The sequence below is a fragment of the Streptomyces virginiae genome, from assembly GCF_000720455.1.
Lineage (GTDB): Bacteria > Actinomycetota > Actinomycetes > Streptomycetales > Streptomycetaceae > Streptomyces > Streptomyces virginiae.
Genome location: NZ_JOAK01000007.1, coordinates 130380 through 146368, shown reverse-complemented (window position 1 = coordinate 146368; position 15989 = coordinate 130380). Strand labels below are relative to the sequence as shown.

The window sequence follows — 15989 nt, the reverse complement described above, 5'->3', positions numbered from 1 at the left end:
CAGCACCACGATCAGGGGGACCACCATGCCGCACGCCATATCTCTAGTCGACAAACCGGGCTGGTACGGAGGGGAACCGTATCCGGCCGACGCCCTCGACCACATCGCCGCACTGCCCGCCCTGCAGCAGCCCGACTGGGCCGCTCACGAGGACCTCCCGGCGGCCGTCGGGGAACTGCGCTCCGCGCCGGGGCTCGTCGGCCCCGGCGACGTGAACGACTTCGGTCTGCTCGTCGCCGAGGCCGCACGGGGCAATGTGAACATCCTGCAGGCCGGGGACTGCGCCGAGGATCCCGCGGACAGCACGCCCGAGGCCGTGCGGGCCAAGGTCGGCATGCTCGACGCCCTCGCGACCGCGTTCTCCGAGGTCACCGGTCGGCCGACGGTACGGGTGGGCCGCATGGCCGGCCAGTACGCCAAGCCGCGCTCCCGGCCCACCGAGCACCACGGGGGCCGTGAACTCCCGGTTTTCCGGGGACACATGGTCAACGGTCCGGAGCCGGACGCCGCCGCCCGCGTCCACGACCCGCGAAGGCTGACGGACTGCTATCGGGCGGCCCTGTCGGTGCACGCCGCGCTGCGACCGGACACCGGGTGGACCTGCGCCACGACCTGGACCAGCCACGAGGCCCTCGTCATGGACTACGAACTGCCCCTGATCCGCGGGGACGGATCGGGGCGGGCCTTCCTCTCCTCGACGCACTGGCCCTGGATCGGCGAACGCACCCGCTCCGCCCGCGGGGCCCACGTACGACTGCTCGCCACGGTGGACAACCCGGTCGCCTGCAAGGTCGGGCCGACGACGACCCCGGCGGAGCTGCTGGAGCTGTGCGGGCTGCTGGACCCGAAGCGGCAGCCCGGGCGGCTCACCCTCATCGCCCGCCAGGGGGCCGGCGCGGTGCGGCGCAACCTGCCCGCGCTCGTGGAGTGCGTACGCCGGGCCGGGCATCCCGTGGTCTGGATGTGCGACCCGATGCACGGCAACACCGTCACCACCCCGGCCGGCCGCAAGACCCGCCTCGTCGAGGAGGTCGTCCGCGAGGTCCGGGGCTTCCGGCAGGCCGTGGAATGTGCCGGCGGGACCGCCGGGGGCCTGCACCTGGAGGCAACGCCGGACGACGTGCTGGAGTGCGTGGCCGACGCCGACGGCATCGCCGGGCTCGACGGGCGGCCCAGACCGCTGTGCGACCCCCGGCTGAACATGGAGCAGGCCGCCACGGCCGTGTCCGCCTGGCGCGTCTGAGCGCCGCCAACCACCTCTCACCAGCTGGTTCTTTCTTTTCTGCAACGGGGGAACATCCGAGATGGACCTACATCCCGACCAGACGGTCCGCGCTCTGCGCGGCCCGTCCGTCGACCATCCCGCGCCGTACGGCATCCCGGGCCTCATCCGCTCCGCGGGCGAACGCGCACCCGACGCGGTGGCGTGCACCGGCGCCGGGGAGACCTGGACCTACCGCCGCCTGGAGGAGGTCTCCGACCGCCTCGCCGCCGAACTGCTGCGCCGCGCCCTGCCCGAGGACCGGCCCGTCGCGGTGCTCGCGGACCGCGGCCCGCACATGGTGGCCGCGCTGCTCGGCGTGCTCAAGGCCGGTCTGCCCTACCTGCCGCTGGCCACCGACGAGTCGGCCGAGCGGCTGGCGCTGATCCTGGACACCGCCCGGCCGGACCTGGTGGTGGGGACCACCGGGGCACTGGCCGGCTGGCAGGGGCCGGACGGAGTCGCCCTGCTGGACGTGGAGCCGCTGTCCGCCGACCCCGACGCGGCCTACGTGCCCGGACCGCTGCGGCCCGTCGCCGCCGACCAGCCGGTCAACATCATCTTCACCTCGGGTTCCACGGGCACGCCCAAAGGCGTCGTGGTGCCCAGCGGGGGCGTCACCAACCGGCTGCTGTGGGGCCAGCGCCACTACGGGCTGACGGCCGAGGACCGCGTCCTGCAGAAGACCCCGTACACCTTCGACGTGTCCGGGTGGGAGATCTACTGGCCGCTGATCGTCGGCGCCCGGCTCGTCCTGCTCGCCCCCGGCGAGCACGCCGACCCGGCCGCGATCATGAAGACCGTGACCGAACACCGGGTAACCGTCTGCCATTTCGTGCCGTCGATGCTGGACGAGTTCCTGCGCTGGCCGGGCGCCGCCGACTGCACCGGCCTGCGGCACGTGTTCTGCAGCGGCGAGGCGCTGCCCGCCACGCTGGCGCGGACGTGCGTCAAGACGCTGCCCGCCCGGCTGCACAACCTCTACGGCCCCACGGAGGCCTCGATCGAGGTCACCTACTGGGACAGCCCCGAGGACCCCTCGCTGATCGACGACGTGCCCATCGGGCGGGCCGTGGACAACTGCGCCCTGTTGGTGCTCGACCGGCGGGGGATGCCGGTCGCCGAGGGCGAGACCGGTGAACTGTGCATCGGCGGCGTGCCGTTGGCGCTCGGCTACCTCGGCCGTCCCGACCTGACGGAGCGGGTGTTCGTCCCCGCCCCCGAGGGCAGCGGCCTGGAGCGCGTCTACCGGACCGGCGACCTCGTCCGCGTCGTGGACGGCCAGATCCGCTACCACGGCCGGATCGACGAACAGGTCAAGATCCGGGGCGTGCGCGTGGAGCCCGGCGAGGTCGAGAGCGTCCTGCGCGAGCACCCCGGGGTCGACGAGTGCGCCGTGGTCGTCGCCGGTGAACGGGCGCCCCGCCTGGTGGCGTTCGTCCGCCCGCACGGAGCCGACCCGACCGGCGATCCGGGCGGGGCGGACCGGCAGGAGGAGTACCGCGCCCACGTCGCCGCGCGGCTGCCCTCCGCCTACGTCCCCACCCACTTCGTCGCCCTGGACACGATGCCGCTGACCCGCAGCGGCAAGCAGGACCGGGTGCTGCTGCGGCAGCGGGCCGCCGAACTCCTCGCGCCCCGCGCCGGCGGGCCGGCGGCCGTCGACGGCGACCCGCTGGCCCTGCTGTGGGCGGAGGTGCTCGGGCTCGACTCCGTCGACGAGGACGCCGACTTCCTGGCGCTGGGCGGCCACAGCCTCGCCGCCGTCCGGCTGCGGGGCGAGCTGCTGCGCTCGTACGGACTGCGGATCACCCTCGCGGAACTGCTGCGCGAACGGATCTCCCTGGCCGGTCTGCGCCGGCGCGCGGCGACCGCGGTCACCGGGGTCGGCCCCGCCGGCGGCGCGCTGCCCAGGCGGCCCGACCCGGCCCGCGCGCCCGTCTCCGGCGGGCAGCGCCGGCTGTGGCTGATGGAGCAGCTCTACCCGCGGCTGAGCGCCTACAACGTCGTCGCCGCGGTGCGCGTGCCGGGCGGTCTCGACACGGCCCGGCTGCGCGAGGCGCTCGCCCTGGTCGTCCAGCGGCACGAGTCCCTGCGCACCGCCGTCGTCAGCGACGAGTCCGGCCCCTACCAGGCGGTCGCCGAGCGGGTGGAGCCGCCGCTGGAGATCCGTGTGGTGGACGGCGCCCTGACCGCACGGCGCTGCCGGGAACTGGCGGCCGGGGCCGCGGCCGAGCCGCTGCCCGTCGACCGCGCGCCGCTGCTGCGGGTGCTGTACGCACAGGGCGGGGACGGGGACGGCTGCCTGGTGGCCGTGCTGCACCACGCGATCGCCGACCAGCGCTCGGTGGACGTCTTCCTGGCGGAACTGGCCGCCGCCTACGACGGGTTCCCGCCCGCGGACGAGCCGCCGCACTTCGGCGACCTGCTGGTGGACCGGGCGGGCCGCGAGGACGCCGCCGAGCAGGAGGCGCACCTCGCCTACTGGGTGGACCGGCTGGGCGACGCCCCGCGCACCCACGGGCTGCCCTTCCAGGCGCGCCGCCCGGCCGTCACCACCTTCGAGGGCGGCGCCGTCGAGTCCACGGTGGGCGGGGCGGACGCACGGCTCCTGGAGGAGGTGGCGCGGCGCACCGGGGTCACTCCCGTCGCCGTGGTGCTCGCGGCCTTCGCCGCCGTGCTCACCTCGTGGAGCGGGCAGGAGGAGGTCGTCGTCGGTGTCCCGTGGTCCTCCCGCGACGGAGGCCCCAGCGAGGACGTCATCGGCTTCCTCATCGACACCCTGCCGGTGCGGGTCGACGTGGGGTCCGCGGAGAGCTTCTCCGCGCTGGTCCGCCAGGTCTCCGACACGATGATCGACGCCCACGGCCACGCCGGCGCGGACTTCGAGCAGATCGTCCGGGCGCTGGGCCTCCCCCGCAACCTCAGCCGCAACCCGCTCTACCAGATCTGGTTCAACGACCTCACGCACGCCGCTCCCGCCCCCTCGTTCGACGGGGTCCCGGCCGAGCCGGTGGAGCCGGGCACCACCGGCTCCCTGTTCGACCTCGGCCTGTACCTGCACCGGGAGGGCGAGTCGGGCTACCGGCTCCAACTGGTGCACGCCCTCGACGTCTTCGACGCGGAGACCGCCCGGCACCTGCTCGGCCAGGTCGTCCGGCTCCTGCGGGAGGCCCCCGCCGACCCCGGCCGGGCGCCGTCCGGGTGGCCGCTGGGCGGCGACCGGCCGCCCGCCGGCCCGGTCCCGCGTCCGGCCCTCACCGGCGTGGCCGAGGCCTTCGGCCGGACGGCCGCGCTGCACGCCGACCGGGTGGCGCTGAGCCACCCCGGCGGCCGGATGACGTACGGGGAGCTGCACGAGCGGGTCGTGGCGCGCTCGGAGGCCCTGCGCGCGGCCGGCTGGTCGGGGCGCGCCGTGCTGCTGCCGGGCGACCGGTCGCCCGCGTCCGTCGTCGAACTCCTGGCGGCCTGGCACTGCGGGTGCTCGGTGGCCCTGGTGGACGCGGCCCTGCCCGCCCGCCGGCTGCTGGCCGCGCTCGCCGGCTGCGGCGCCGAGGCGGTGCTCACCGGCGACGGCGCCGACTGGCCGGTGCCGGTGCTGACCGGCCCGGACCTGCCGCGTCCGGCCACCGAGCCGGTCGTCCTCGACTGGGGGCACGCCCTGTGCACGTCGGGCACCACCGGGGAGCCCAGTGTGGTGTTCGCTCCGCGCGAGGCGCTGCCCGAGGCACTGCACTGGTACCGCGAGGCCTTCGGCACCGGCCCCGAGGACCGGTTCCTGATGCTGTCCGCGCCGGGCCACGACCCGGTGCTGCGCGACGTGCTGGTTCCCCTGACCAGCGGCGCCGCCCTCCACCTGCCGGCGGCGGGCACCGAGCCCGGGGCGCTCGTGGAGCTGCTGGCGGAGGAGCGGATCACGGCCGTGCACGCCACCCCGGGCCTGGTCCAGCTGCTCGCCTCGGCGGCGCGCGGCACGGGCAGGCGGCTCGACCGGCTGAGGCACGTGGTGCTCTCCGGGGCACTGCTCACCGACCCGGTGGCGCGGGAGCTGCGGCGCGTCGCGCCCGCCGCGGAGATCCACCACGGCTACGGGACCACCGAGACCCCGCAGCTGAGCTCCTGGCTGCGCTGGCGCGACCCGGCGGGCGATCCCGTGCGACGCCGCCGCGACCGGGCGGGTGTGCCGTTGGCGGCCCACAGCCCCTGGCGCGAACTGCTCGTCGAGGGCGCGGGCGTCGGACAGCTCGGGGAGATCGTCGTGCGCGGGCGCGGGCTGGCGATCGGCACCAGCCCGGTGCAGGAGCCGTCGCCGTTCGGGCCCGATCCGTACGGCGAGCCCGGGGTGACGGCGTACCGCACCGGCGACCTCGGCCGGTACACGCCCGACGGACTGATCGAGTTCGTGGGGCGGCGCGACCGGCAGGTGTCGGTCGGCGGCCACCGGCTCGAACCTGCCGAGATCGAGGCCGCGCTGCGCGCCCACGCGGCGGTGGCGCAGTGCGCCGTCGTGGTCTCCGGGACGGAGATCACCGCGTTCGTCGCGGCGCCGGGCGCGGATCCGGTCCTCGGGGAGGAGCTGCGCCACGAGCTGGGCGCCGTGCTCCCGGCGTGGGCGGTGCCGGGCCGGATCGCCGTCATGGAGGAACTCCCGCTCGACCGCAACGGGAAGGTCGACGTCCGCGGGGCCGCTGCCGCCCTGGCACCGCCGGCGGCGGCCGCCGGGCCGGCGCCGTCGGCCGCCGAGGACGTGATCGTGGCCGCGCTGCGTGAGCGGCTCGGCGAGGGGTCCGCCGTTCGCGACGAGGGGCTCGGCTCGCCCGATCCGCTGGACGCGTCCACGAACTTCTTCGACGCCGGTCTGACGTCGCTGTCGCTGCTGCGCATGCACGAGCGGCTGCGGGCGCAGGGGCTCCCCGTCGAGGTCGTGGACCTGTTCCGCTTCCCCAACCCGCGGCTGCTCGCCCGGCACCTGCGCGGCGGCGACGCCGGCCCGCCGGGCATCGCGCCGCCGCCCGCCGCCGTGCGGCACGCCGCACCGGCCCGGGCGGCCGGCGCCGCACTGACCGGTACGGCCGCCGCGCGGCGTGCGGTCCGCCGACGCATGAACGACCAGAAGAGGACCACTCAGCGATGAACCCGCCGGAGAAGCAGGACATGAACGTGACGACCGACGAACACACCGCAGCACCCGTCGCGATCGTCGGTATGGCCGGCAGGTTCCCCGGCGCGCGGAACCTGGAGGAGTTCTGGCTGGCCCTCTCGGAGGGCGAGGACTGCTTCAGCACCCTCGGCGACGAGGAGCTGCGGGCCGCGGGCGTCGAGGAACGGCACCTCGGGGACCCGCACTACGTGCGCCGGGTCCCGCTGCTGGAGGACGCCGACCGGTTCGACGCCGCGTTCTTCGGGATGACCCCGCGCGAGGCCTCCATGCGCGATCCGCAGCAGCGGCTCTTCCTGGAGCTGGCGCACTCGGCCCTGGAGGACGCGGGCTACGACGCGTTCGCCGTGCCCGGCACGGTGGGCGTGTACGGCGGCGCCGCCTCCAACCGGTACGCCGAGTTCAACATCCGGGCGAACAAGGAGCTCGCGGCCCGCGCGGGCGCCCTGTCCCTGGACATCTACAACAACAACGACTACGTCGCCAGCACCGCCTCCTACCGGCTGGGCCTGACCGGGCCCGCCCTGTCGGTGGCCACCGCCTGCTCCACCTCCCTGGTGGCCGTGCACCTGGCGTGCGAGGCGCTGCGTTCGGGCGAGTGCGACGTCGCCCTCGCGGGCGGTACGGAGATCGAGCTGCCGTACGGGCACGGCTACCGCTGGGCGCCGGGCAGCATCTACTCACAGGACGGCGTCTGCCGCCCCTTCGACGCGAAGGCCAACGGCACGGTCTTCGGCAACGGCGGCGGTGTGGTGGCCTTGAAGCTGCTCGCCGACGCGCTGGCGGACGGCGACCCGGTGCGGGCCGTGATCCGCGGCTCGGCCGTCACCAACGACGGTTCGGACCGGGTCAGTTTCAGCGCGCCGGGCGTGGACGGGCAGACGCGGGCCGTCGTGGAGGCGATGACCGTGGCCGGGCTCGGGCCCGGGGACGTCGACTACGTCGAGGCGCACGGCACCGGCACGGACATCGGCGATTCCATCGAGATCGAGGCGCTCACCTCGGCGTACCGCTTCCTGGCCGAGGGCGGCGGGCTGACCCCGTCGAGCGTGGCCCTCGGCTCGGTGAAGTCGAACATCGGCCACCTCGGCCCGGCCGCCGGCGTCGCGGGTCTCATCAAGACCGTCCTGTGCCTGGAGCACGGCGAGCTGGTGCCCACGGTGCACTTCACCGAGCCCAATCCGAAGCTGAACCTGGGGGCGACGCCCTTCCGGGTCGTGGGCCAGCGCGACGCCTGGCCGGGCGGGGGCGAGCGGCCGCGGACCGCCGCCGTGAGCTCGTTCGGCGTGGGCGGCACCAACGCGCACGTCCTGCTGGAGCAGGGCCCGGCCGCCCGGCCGGGCACCCCGGCCGACGGGCCCGAACTGCTGGTCTGGTCGGCGCGTACGGAGCCGGCCGAGGCGGAGGTCCGCACGCGGCTCGCCCGGCACCTCACCTGGCAGGGCGAGGACGCCTTCGTGGACACCGTCTCGACGCTGCGCGGCGGCCGGACCGCGCACCGGGTGCGGCGGGCCGCCGTCGCCGGATCGGCCCGGGACGCGGTGGCCCTGCTCTCCGACGCGGAGGGCCGCGGCGTGATCCGCCCGGCGGAGGGAGCGGCCGCCCGCCCGGTCGCGCTGCTCTTCCCCGGGCAGGGCTCCCAGCGCCCGGAGATGGCCGCCGGACTGATGGGGTACGACGCGACGTTCACCGAGACGATGCGCCAGTGCCTGGACACGGTGGCCGGGCTCGGGCTCGATCTCGAACCGGCGTGGCGCGGGCCGCACGCCGCCGAGCTGCTGGGGCGCACCGAGTACGCGCAGCCGTTGCTGGCGTCGGTCGGCGTCTCGCTGGCCGCGATGTGGCGGGCGTGGGGCGTGGCCCCCGTCGCGCTGCTCGGCCACAGCGTGGGCGAGCTGGTCGCGGCCGTGGTGGCGGGGGTGACGGGCCTTGAGGACGGGCTGCGGCTGGTGACCGCGCGGGCGCAGGCCATGCAGGCCATGCCCGCCGGTTCGATGCTCGCGGTGTCCCTGGGTGAACGGGAGGCCCGGGAACTCCTGGGCGGGGCCGCCGACGGGGTGGTGCTGGCGGCGGTGAACGGCCCCCGCCAGAGCGTCCTCGCGGGCCCCGCCGAGGCGATCGCCGCGGTCGAGGCCCGGCTGGTCGCGGGCGGCGTGCAGTGCAAGCTGCTCGCGACCTCGCACGCCTTCCACAGCCCGGCCATGGCCCCGGCCGCCGAACGCTTCCTGGAGGCGTTCGACGGCGTGTCCCTGTCCGCGCCGCGGATCCCGGTGGTCTCGGCCGCCACGGGCCTGCCGATGACCGACGGGCAGGCCGTCGACCCCTCCTTCTGGGCGGGGCAGTTGACCACCCCGGTGCTGTTCGGGCCCGCGCTGGCGCGGCTCCTGGACGGACAGCGGCTCACCACGCTGGAGGCCGGCCCCGGAGGCGCCCTGTCCACCCTGGCGCGCCGGCACGGCGCGGACGCCCTGGCCGTACCCGGCCTCGGCCCCGCAGGGAGCGACCGGGAGGCCGTCCTCGCGGCGGCCGGAGCGCTGTGGACCGAGGGCCACGACCTGCGCTGGGAAGCGGTCGGCCCGGCCCGTCCGGCCCGCCGGATCTCCCTGCCCGGCTATCCGTACCAGCGCGAGCGGCACTGGATCAGCCCGCCCGCGCCGACGGCGCCGCAGGAGTCCGGGACCACCGTGCCCGAACCGGAACGGCCCGGGACTGCGGACACGCACGATCAGCCGTCCGCGGCCCCGGCGGCCGCGCCCGTGCAGGAGGCCGCTCCCGTAGCGGCGCCGTCACCGCTGTCGGTGATGCGCTGGGAGGAGCTGCCCACCGGGACACGGCCGCCGCGCCACCGCAGCAGCGTCGCGCTGGCGCTGCTGCCGCAGGACCCGGACGCCGCCCGGCACGTGACGGCCGTACTGGGCCGGGCGGGGCACCGCGTGGTGCCCGCACGGCCGGACAGCCTGCGTTCCGTGCTGGACGGGCTGCTGGCCCGGGGCGAGGAGCCCGCCGTCTACGTGCACGCCCTCGCGGCGCAGCCCTGGCCTCAGGCCACCCCCGACACGGTCGAGGCGCAGGCCGCCGCGGGCGTGGAGAGTGCGTACGCCCTCGTCCAGACCGTGGTCCGGCACTCCCGGCTGCGGCTGCCCGCCCGGTTCCTGCTGCTCGCCGCGCAGGCCGCCGACGTGTCCGGCGGCGAGATCGTCAACCCGGCCAAGGCGGCGCTCGCCGGGCTGGCCCGGACCGTACCGCTCGAAGTGCCCGGCGCGCAGTGCATGCTGCTCGACGTTTCGCCGGGCACGGACGCGGACCTGATCACCCAGCAGGTGCAGGAGCCGCAGTGGCCGGCGGTGGTCGCGCTGCGCGGCGACCGGCGCTGGGTGCCGGTGGAGGTGCCCGTCCCGCACGAGCCGGCCACCGAGCCCCCGGTCCGCCCGAACGGCACGTATCTGATCACCGGCGGGTTCGGCGGCCTCGGGCTGGCCGTCGCCCGCGGGCTGGCCGAGACCGGTCTCGCGCCCACCCTCGTCCTGGTCGGCCGCTCCGGCCTCACCGACGCCGCCGCCGAGGAGGTGGCCGGTCTCGAAGGGCTCGGCGCGACGGTGCTGGCCGAACGCGGCGACGTCACCGACGAGGAGTCCATGCGGGCCCTGGTGCGGCGCGTCGAGGACTCGGCCGGCCAGATCCACGGCGTCCTGCACGCGGCCGGGCTGCCCGGCGAGGGCATGATCGCCTTCCGTACGCCCGAGCAGGTCAGGGCGGTGCTGTGGCCCAAGCTGCTCGGCACGCTCGTGCTGGAGCGGCTGTTCGCGGACCGGCCCCGTCTGGACTTCTTCACGTCCTTCTCCAGTCGTGCCTCGATCTCGGGGCTGGTCGGCAGCGCCGACTACGCGGCGGCCAACGCCTTCCTCGACGCCCACGCCGCCGTCTCCCGGCAGCGCTGCGTCAGTGTGAACTGGCCGAGCTGGGCGAGCGTCGGGATGGCCGCCCGGTCCACCGTGGACCCGGGCAGCGGTGAGCCGCTGTCCGCGTGGACGGCGGAACAGCGCCGGGCCCCGGAAGCGCTGGTGTACGAGGAGGAGTTGACGGAGAAGGACTGGGTGCTCGACGAGCACCGCTTCGCCGGGCGGGCGGTCCTGCCGGGCACCGGTCATCTCGACCTGGTGGTGCGCGCTGCCCGGGACGTGTGCCCGCGGCTCTCGGGCGTACCGGTGGACCTGCGGGAAGTGGTGTTCCGCCGGCCCCTGTTCGTCGACGGGACGGAGCGGGTCAGGGTCGTCCTCGAACCGCGCGGCGCCGATACCTGGGCCTTCTCGGTCCGGACCGGCTCCACCGTGCACTGCGACGGCCGCATCGGGGTCGCGGCGGAGCCGTCCGCGCCCGAGGTGGACCTGGCGGCGGTGGCCGCGCGCATGACGGAGACCGTCGACGCGTCCGGGGCCGGGGACCTGGCCGAACTGGGGCCGCACTGGCTCAACGTCACCGCGTTGCGCCGCGGTGCGGACGAGCAGCTGGGTTCGCTCGCTCTCGACGAGCGCTTCCGCGCCGAGGCGGACGGCCGGCCGCTGCACCCCGCGCTGCTCGACAGCGCGACGGCGCTCACCCGGCGCCGCGAGGACGCGCACCACCTGCCGCTGCTGTACTCCGCGGTCACGGTGTACCGCGACCTGCCGGCCGAGTTCACCAGCCACGTACGGCACGTACGCGGCGGCGACGGCGGCGGAGTGCTCGTGTCGGACATCGACCTGGTGGACCGGGACGGGGTGGTGGCGGTCTCCGTGCGCGGCTTCACGATGCGCAAGGTGGAGGGCAATCCCTTCGAGGCCGGTCCGCCGGCCGGGGAGCGTCCCCCGGCGGAGCCCGCCGGACTGCCGTCCTCGGACGGCATCCCGCCCGGCGAAGGCGTGGCCCTGCTGTTCGACGTGCTGAGCGGCCGCCCGGCGCGCCAGGTCACCGTACGTCCCTACCGCGACGGGGTACCGGTGCCGCCCGAGACGCCGCGGGCGCCGCTTGCGGCGGCCACCGCGGAGCCGGCCCCGGTGCCGGCTCCGGCTGCGGCCCCGGCGCGGGTTCCCGCCCCGGCCGAGGCGGCGCGGCCCGAGCCCGGGTCCGTCGCCGTACCGGCCGCCGGCAGCGGCGGCGGGGCCGGTGCTCCGGACATCGCCGAGTTGCTGGAGGAGACCTGGCGGGCCGCCCTCGGCATGAGCTCGATCGACCACGGCGCGGACTTCTTCGACCTCGGCGGGGACTCGCTCAGCGCCGTCGGTCTGATCGCGGAGGTCCGGGACCGGCTGGGCGTCGAGCTGAGCATCGGCATGCTCTTCGAGTTCCCCACCATCTCGGCCCTGGCCGCCCAGCTGCGCGGCCGGACGGAGGGGACCCGGTGAGCGCGCCCGTACGGGACGACACGGAACCGCGCTGGTCCGTGCGCGGGGAGCAGCGCGAGCGGGCGCGGCTGCGGCTGTACTGCTTCCACCACGCGGGCGGGTCCGCCTCCGAGTTCGCGCGGTGGCACCGCTACCTGCCCGAGGACGTCGACGTGTGCGCCGTACAGCTCCCCGGCCGCGGGGCGCGGGTCAAGGAGCGCCCGCACACCCGTATGCGCCCGCTGGTGGAGGAACTGGCCGGGCAGCTGGAGACGGACCTGCCCATGGTGTTCTTCGGGCACAGCTTCGGCGCACTGGTCGCCTTCGAGCTGGCCCGGGCTCTGACGGAGGCGGGCGGGCCCGTGCCGCGGCACGTCTTCCTCTCCGCCCGGCCCGCGCCCGGCCTGGTCACGTACCGGGGCCGCATCCACGACCTGCCCGAGGAGGAGTTCCTGGACGTCATGGACAGCCGCCACGGCGGAGTCCCGGCGGAGCTGCGCGAGCATCCCGAACTGCGCGGGATGGTGCTGCCGTACTTCCGGGCCGACTACGAGGTCATCGAGACGTACCGGCCGGCCGCGGCCGGCCCCGTCCCGGTGCCGGCGACCGTGCTCGGCGGTACCGACGACTCGATCCCGCTGGAACAGCTGGAGGCGTGGCGGGAGCACCTGTCCGGCCCGTTCGGGCTGCGGATGTTCCCGGGCGACCACTTCTACCTCCGGCCGCGGCGGACCGCCGTGCTCGGCCTGGTGCGCGCGGTGGCCGGATGAGTACGGACGTCCGCGCCGCGCTCGCGAAACGGCGGCTCGGCGCACCGTACGAGCTGCTGCTGTTCGCCTTCGTGGTGTCCGGGCTCGGCAACTGGATCTACCGCCTGGCACTGCCGCTGATGGTGTTCGAGCTGACCGGCTCGGCCCTGAACACGGCGGTGGTGTACGCCCTGGAGTACGCGCCGCTGCTGCTGCTCTCGCTGTCCGGCGGCGTCATCGCCGACCGGTTCGAGCGCAGGCGGATCCTGGTCGTGGGCGACCTGGCGGCGACGGTGCTCGCGGGTGTCCTCGCGCTCGTCGTGACCTCGGGGTCCTCGTCGGTGCTGCTGGTCTACCTGGCGGCGTTCCTGCTGGCGTGCGTGGAACCGCTGTACTACCCGGCGTTCCAGGGGATGGTGCCCGACCTGGTGCGCGACAAGGACCTGGAACGCGCCAACGCCTGGATGCAGATGGGCGACAACGTGATGAGCCTCGCCGGCCCCGCCGTGGCCGGCGTGCTCATCGCGGCCGTCGGCTACGAGGGCGCGATCTGGGCCGACGCGGGCACGTTCGCCGTGTCGGCCCTGGCCATGGTCGCGATCAGGACCAGGTCGAAACCGCCGGCCGCGCAGGGGGCGGGGACGGAGCCGGTACGCCGCGACCTGCTGCGGGAGGTGAAGGACTCCCTGGTGCACATCACCCGGGACAACCGTCCCCTGCTCAGCGGGGCGGTCCTGTTCGCCCTGGCCAATCTGGGCACCTGGCTGGTGCAGGCCAACCTCGTCTACTACCTGAGCGACTACCAGTCGATGTCGCCGGCACTGATCGGGGTGGTGTTCGCCGCGCAGGGCGCCGGCGCGGTGCTGGGGGCCGCCGTGTGCCCCTGGCTGGGCCGCCGCTTCGCGCCCGGGCGGGTCGTCATCGCGGGGACGGTGCTGGCGGGCGCCGGGATCGTCCTGCTGATCCCGCTGCGGGACGTCGTGAGCATCTCCGTGCTGTGGGCGCTGATCTACGGCATCGGCACCGTGAACATGGTGAGCTGGTTCGTCCTGCGCCAGCGCACGGTGCCCCCGCAGATGCTGGGCCGGGTGGTCGCGACCACCCGGATGATCGCCTTCATGTCGATCCCGGTCGCCTCGGTGCTGGGCGGTGTGCTGGAGCAGCGGTGGCACAACATGTACCTGATCATCGCGATCGCGGGCGGGCTGCGCCTGCTCGTCGGCCTCGGGGCGCTGCTCTCGCCGCTCAACTCGGCGGCGGGGTGGCGCAATCCGGCCGATTCCTGACGGCGGCGGGGCCGGCCGGCACGACGACCGCGGCCAGGAGCAGGTGCGGGGCGGCCGCCCAGCGTCCCTCGTAGACGAGGGGTGCGGGCGGCTCCGCCCCCGTTCCTTCCACGACGGCGGCCCGGAACGTCCCGCCGGCCGGATCGAACGTGACCGAGGCGTCCCGGAAGCCGAGCCGGCGCCGCGTCATCGGGAACCACGCCTTGTAGACGGCCTCCTTCGCGCAGAACAGCAGGCGGTCCCAGTGCACTTGGGGGAAGTCCGCGGCGAGGGCGGCCAGCCGCTGCCGCTCCTCGGGGAGGGTGACCGCCCCCAGCGTCCGCCCGGGCAGCGCCGCGTGGGGTTCGGCGTCGATCCCCACGGCCCGTACCTGGTCGCTGAGCGCGACGGCGGCCGCGCGGTACCCGGCGCTGTGCGTCATGCTGCCGACCACTCCGTGCGGCCACACCGGCGCCCCCCGCTCGCCGGGCAGTACCGGGACGGGCGGTACGCCGATGTCCGCGAGGGCCCGCCGGGCGCAGTGCCGGACCGTCGTGAACTCCCGTCGGCGCCCTTCGTGGCGCGCTGTCCCGAGTGCTTCCAATTCCTCGGGAAGAAGCGTGGATTCGGGTACGTCGGCAAAGCTCTCGGCGCATGCCACGGCGGTCGGAAGGATCAGTTCGAGCACTTCAGGACCCTAGCGACCGGAACCGTTCTTCCGCCATTTCTGCGGGTCGTTGCGGCTGCTAGCGTGAGTCGGGACCGGCAATTGCATTCGAACGAAACACAGAAGTTCGTTCACCGAGGGGGATTTCCGCAATGACCAGCGGTATCGATGATCTGCCGACCTCCATATCGGCGCCCGTCACCGGCTCGACGAAACGTCCGCCCGGTCTGCGGCTGCCCGCGGTGGTCCAGACCCTGTTGTTCGCCCAGTACCGCCACCGGCTGTTCCCGTTGCTGAAGCGACGGCACGGGGACGTCTTCACGCTCCGGCTCACGACGCCGACCCGCCATCTGGTGATCCTCACCAAGCAGGAGGACATCAAGACGGTCTTCGGCGGTCCGGTGGAGGTCCTGCACGCGGGCGAGGGCAACGCGATCATGGGGCCGGCGCTGGGAGAGCACTCGGTGCTCCTCACCGACGAGGCCGAGCACCGCAGGTCCCGCCGTCTGCTGATGCCCGCCTTCACGGGCGCGGCGCTCTCCGGCTACCAGCAGATGGTCGGCGAGCTGACACGGGCGGAGGTGGAGAGCTGGCCCGAGGGGACGGTGTTCAGCTCCCACGAGCGGATGCAGGCGCTGACCCTGGAGGTGATCCTCCAGGTGGTGTTCGGGGTGACCGACGAGGCACGGCTGAGGCGGATGCGCCCGCTCGTGCGCGGCATCGCGGACATCGGTCCCGTCACCCTGCTCGGGCTGCCCTATCCGCTGCTGCAGCGCGTCGGCCCGTGGCGCCGCCACATCGGGCTGCAGCGGGGGCTGGACAAGCTGCTGTACGCGGAGATCACCGAGCGGCGCCGGGCCGCGGACCTGCACAGCAGGACCGACGTGCTGTCGCGCCTGCTGCAGGCCGCGGAGAACGAGGAGGGCGGCGGGTTCACCGACGCGGAACTGCGCGACCAGCTGATCACCCTCCTCCTCGCCGGGCACGAGACCACGGCCACGGGCCTGGCCTGGGCCCTGCACGAGCTGGTCCGCCAACCGGAACAGCTGCGCCGGGCACAGCGCGCCGCGGACGAGGGCGACGACGCGTACCTCACGGCCGTCGCCAAGGAGGCGCTGCGGCTCAAGCCGGTGGTGTACGAGGTGGCCAGGCAACTCACGAAGCCGCTCACGGTCGGCGGCTACCGGCTGCCCGCGGGCGCGACGGTGATGCCCGCCATCGGCATGGTGCAGTCGGACCCGGCCTACCACGACCAGCCCGACCAGTTCCGTCCGGAGCGCTTCCTCGACGGCCAGCCCCCGGCCAACACCTGGATCCCGTTCGGCGGTGGCGCCCGCCGCTGCATCGGCGCCGGCTTCGCGCTGCTGGAGGCGACCGTGGCGCTGCGCGAGGTGCTCCAGCGGTACGAGATCCGGCCCGACCGGGCCGCTCCGGAGCAGCAGAAGGCCCACCACGTGACGCTGATCCCCTCCCGGGGTGCGCGCCTCGTGGTGAGCCGCCGCCGCTGAGCCGGCTCCGGGCCGGCGCCG

7 protein-coding genes are annotated in these 15989 nt (G+C 75.1%); 6 read left to right on the top strand and 1 reads right to left on the bottom strand.

The features are described 5' to 3' along the window. Positions 1 to 25 precede the first annotated feature (25 nt). The 5 genes from IG86_RS0114790 to IG86_RS0114770 all read left to right on the top strand — a co-directional run bounded on the left by IG86_RS0114790 (position 26) and on the right by IG86_RS0114770 (position 13814). Positions 26 to 1243, top strand: a complete 1218-nt coding sequence (locus tag IG86_RS0114790) for a 3-deoxy-7-phosphoheptulonate synthase (protein WP_078905902.1) — start codon at positions 26 to 28, stop codon at positions 1241 to 1243. Between the two features lie 61 nt (positions 1244 to 1304). Continuing rightward, on the top strand, positions 1305 to 6395 hold the full coding sequence (locus tag IG86_RS0114785) for a non-ribosomal peptide synthetase (protein ID WP_030897145.1): 5091 nt from the start codon (positions 1305 to 1307) through the stop codon (positions 6393 to 6395). Positions 6396 to 6415: 20 nt separating this feature from the next. Continuing rightward, the gene (locus IG86_RS0114780) at positions 6416 to 11800 is read left to right on the top strand and encodes a type I polyketide synthase (protein ID WP_063761529.1); all 5385 of its coding nucleotides are present in this window, start codon (positions 6416 to 6418) and stop codon (positions 11798 to 11800) included. Next, positions 11797 to 12549 carry a thioesterase II family protein gene (locus IG86_RS0114775; protein WP_051785179.1) on the top strand — a complete coding sequence of 251 codons (753 nt, stop codon included), beginning with the start codon at positions 11797 to 11799 and terminating at the stop codon, positions 12547 to 12549. The genes IG86_RS0114780 and IG86_RS0114775 overlap by 4 nt, the downstream gene beginning before the upstream one ends. Beyond that, positions 12546 to 13814, top strand: coding sequence for an MFS transporter (locus IG86_RS0114770; RefSeq protein WP_030897140.1), 1269 nt, complete (start codon positions 12546 to 12548; stop codon positions 13812 to 13814). The genes IG86_RS0114775 and IG86_RS0114770 overlap by 4 nt, the downstream gene beginning before the upstream one ends. On the opposite strand, the gene IG86_RS0114765 is transcribed toward IG86_RS0114770, so the two are convergent. Next, positions 13774 to 14481, bottom strand: coding sequence for a 4'-phosphopantetheinyl transferase family protein (locus tag IG86_RS0114765; protein ID WP_051785178.1), 708 nt, complete (start codon positions 14479 to 14481; stop codon positions 13774 to 13776). The two genes, IG86_RS0114770 and IG86_RS0114765, sit on opposite strands and share 41 nt — an antisense overlap. 131 nt (positions 14482 to 14612) lie before the next feature. On the opposite strand from IG86_RS0114765, the gene IG86_RS0114760 reads away from it, so the two are divergent. After that, entirely contained in the window at positions 14613 to 15968 is a 1356-nt protein-coding gene (locus IG86_RS0114760; protein WP_045937002.1) for a cytochrome P450, read from the top strand. The last annotated feature ends 21 nt before the right edge of the window (positions 15969 to 15989 follow it).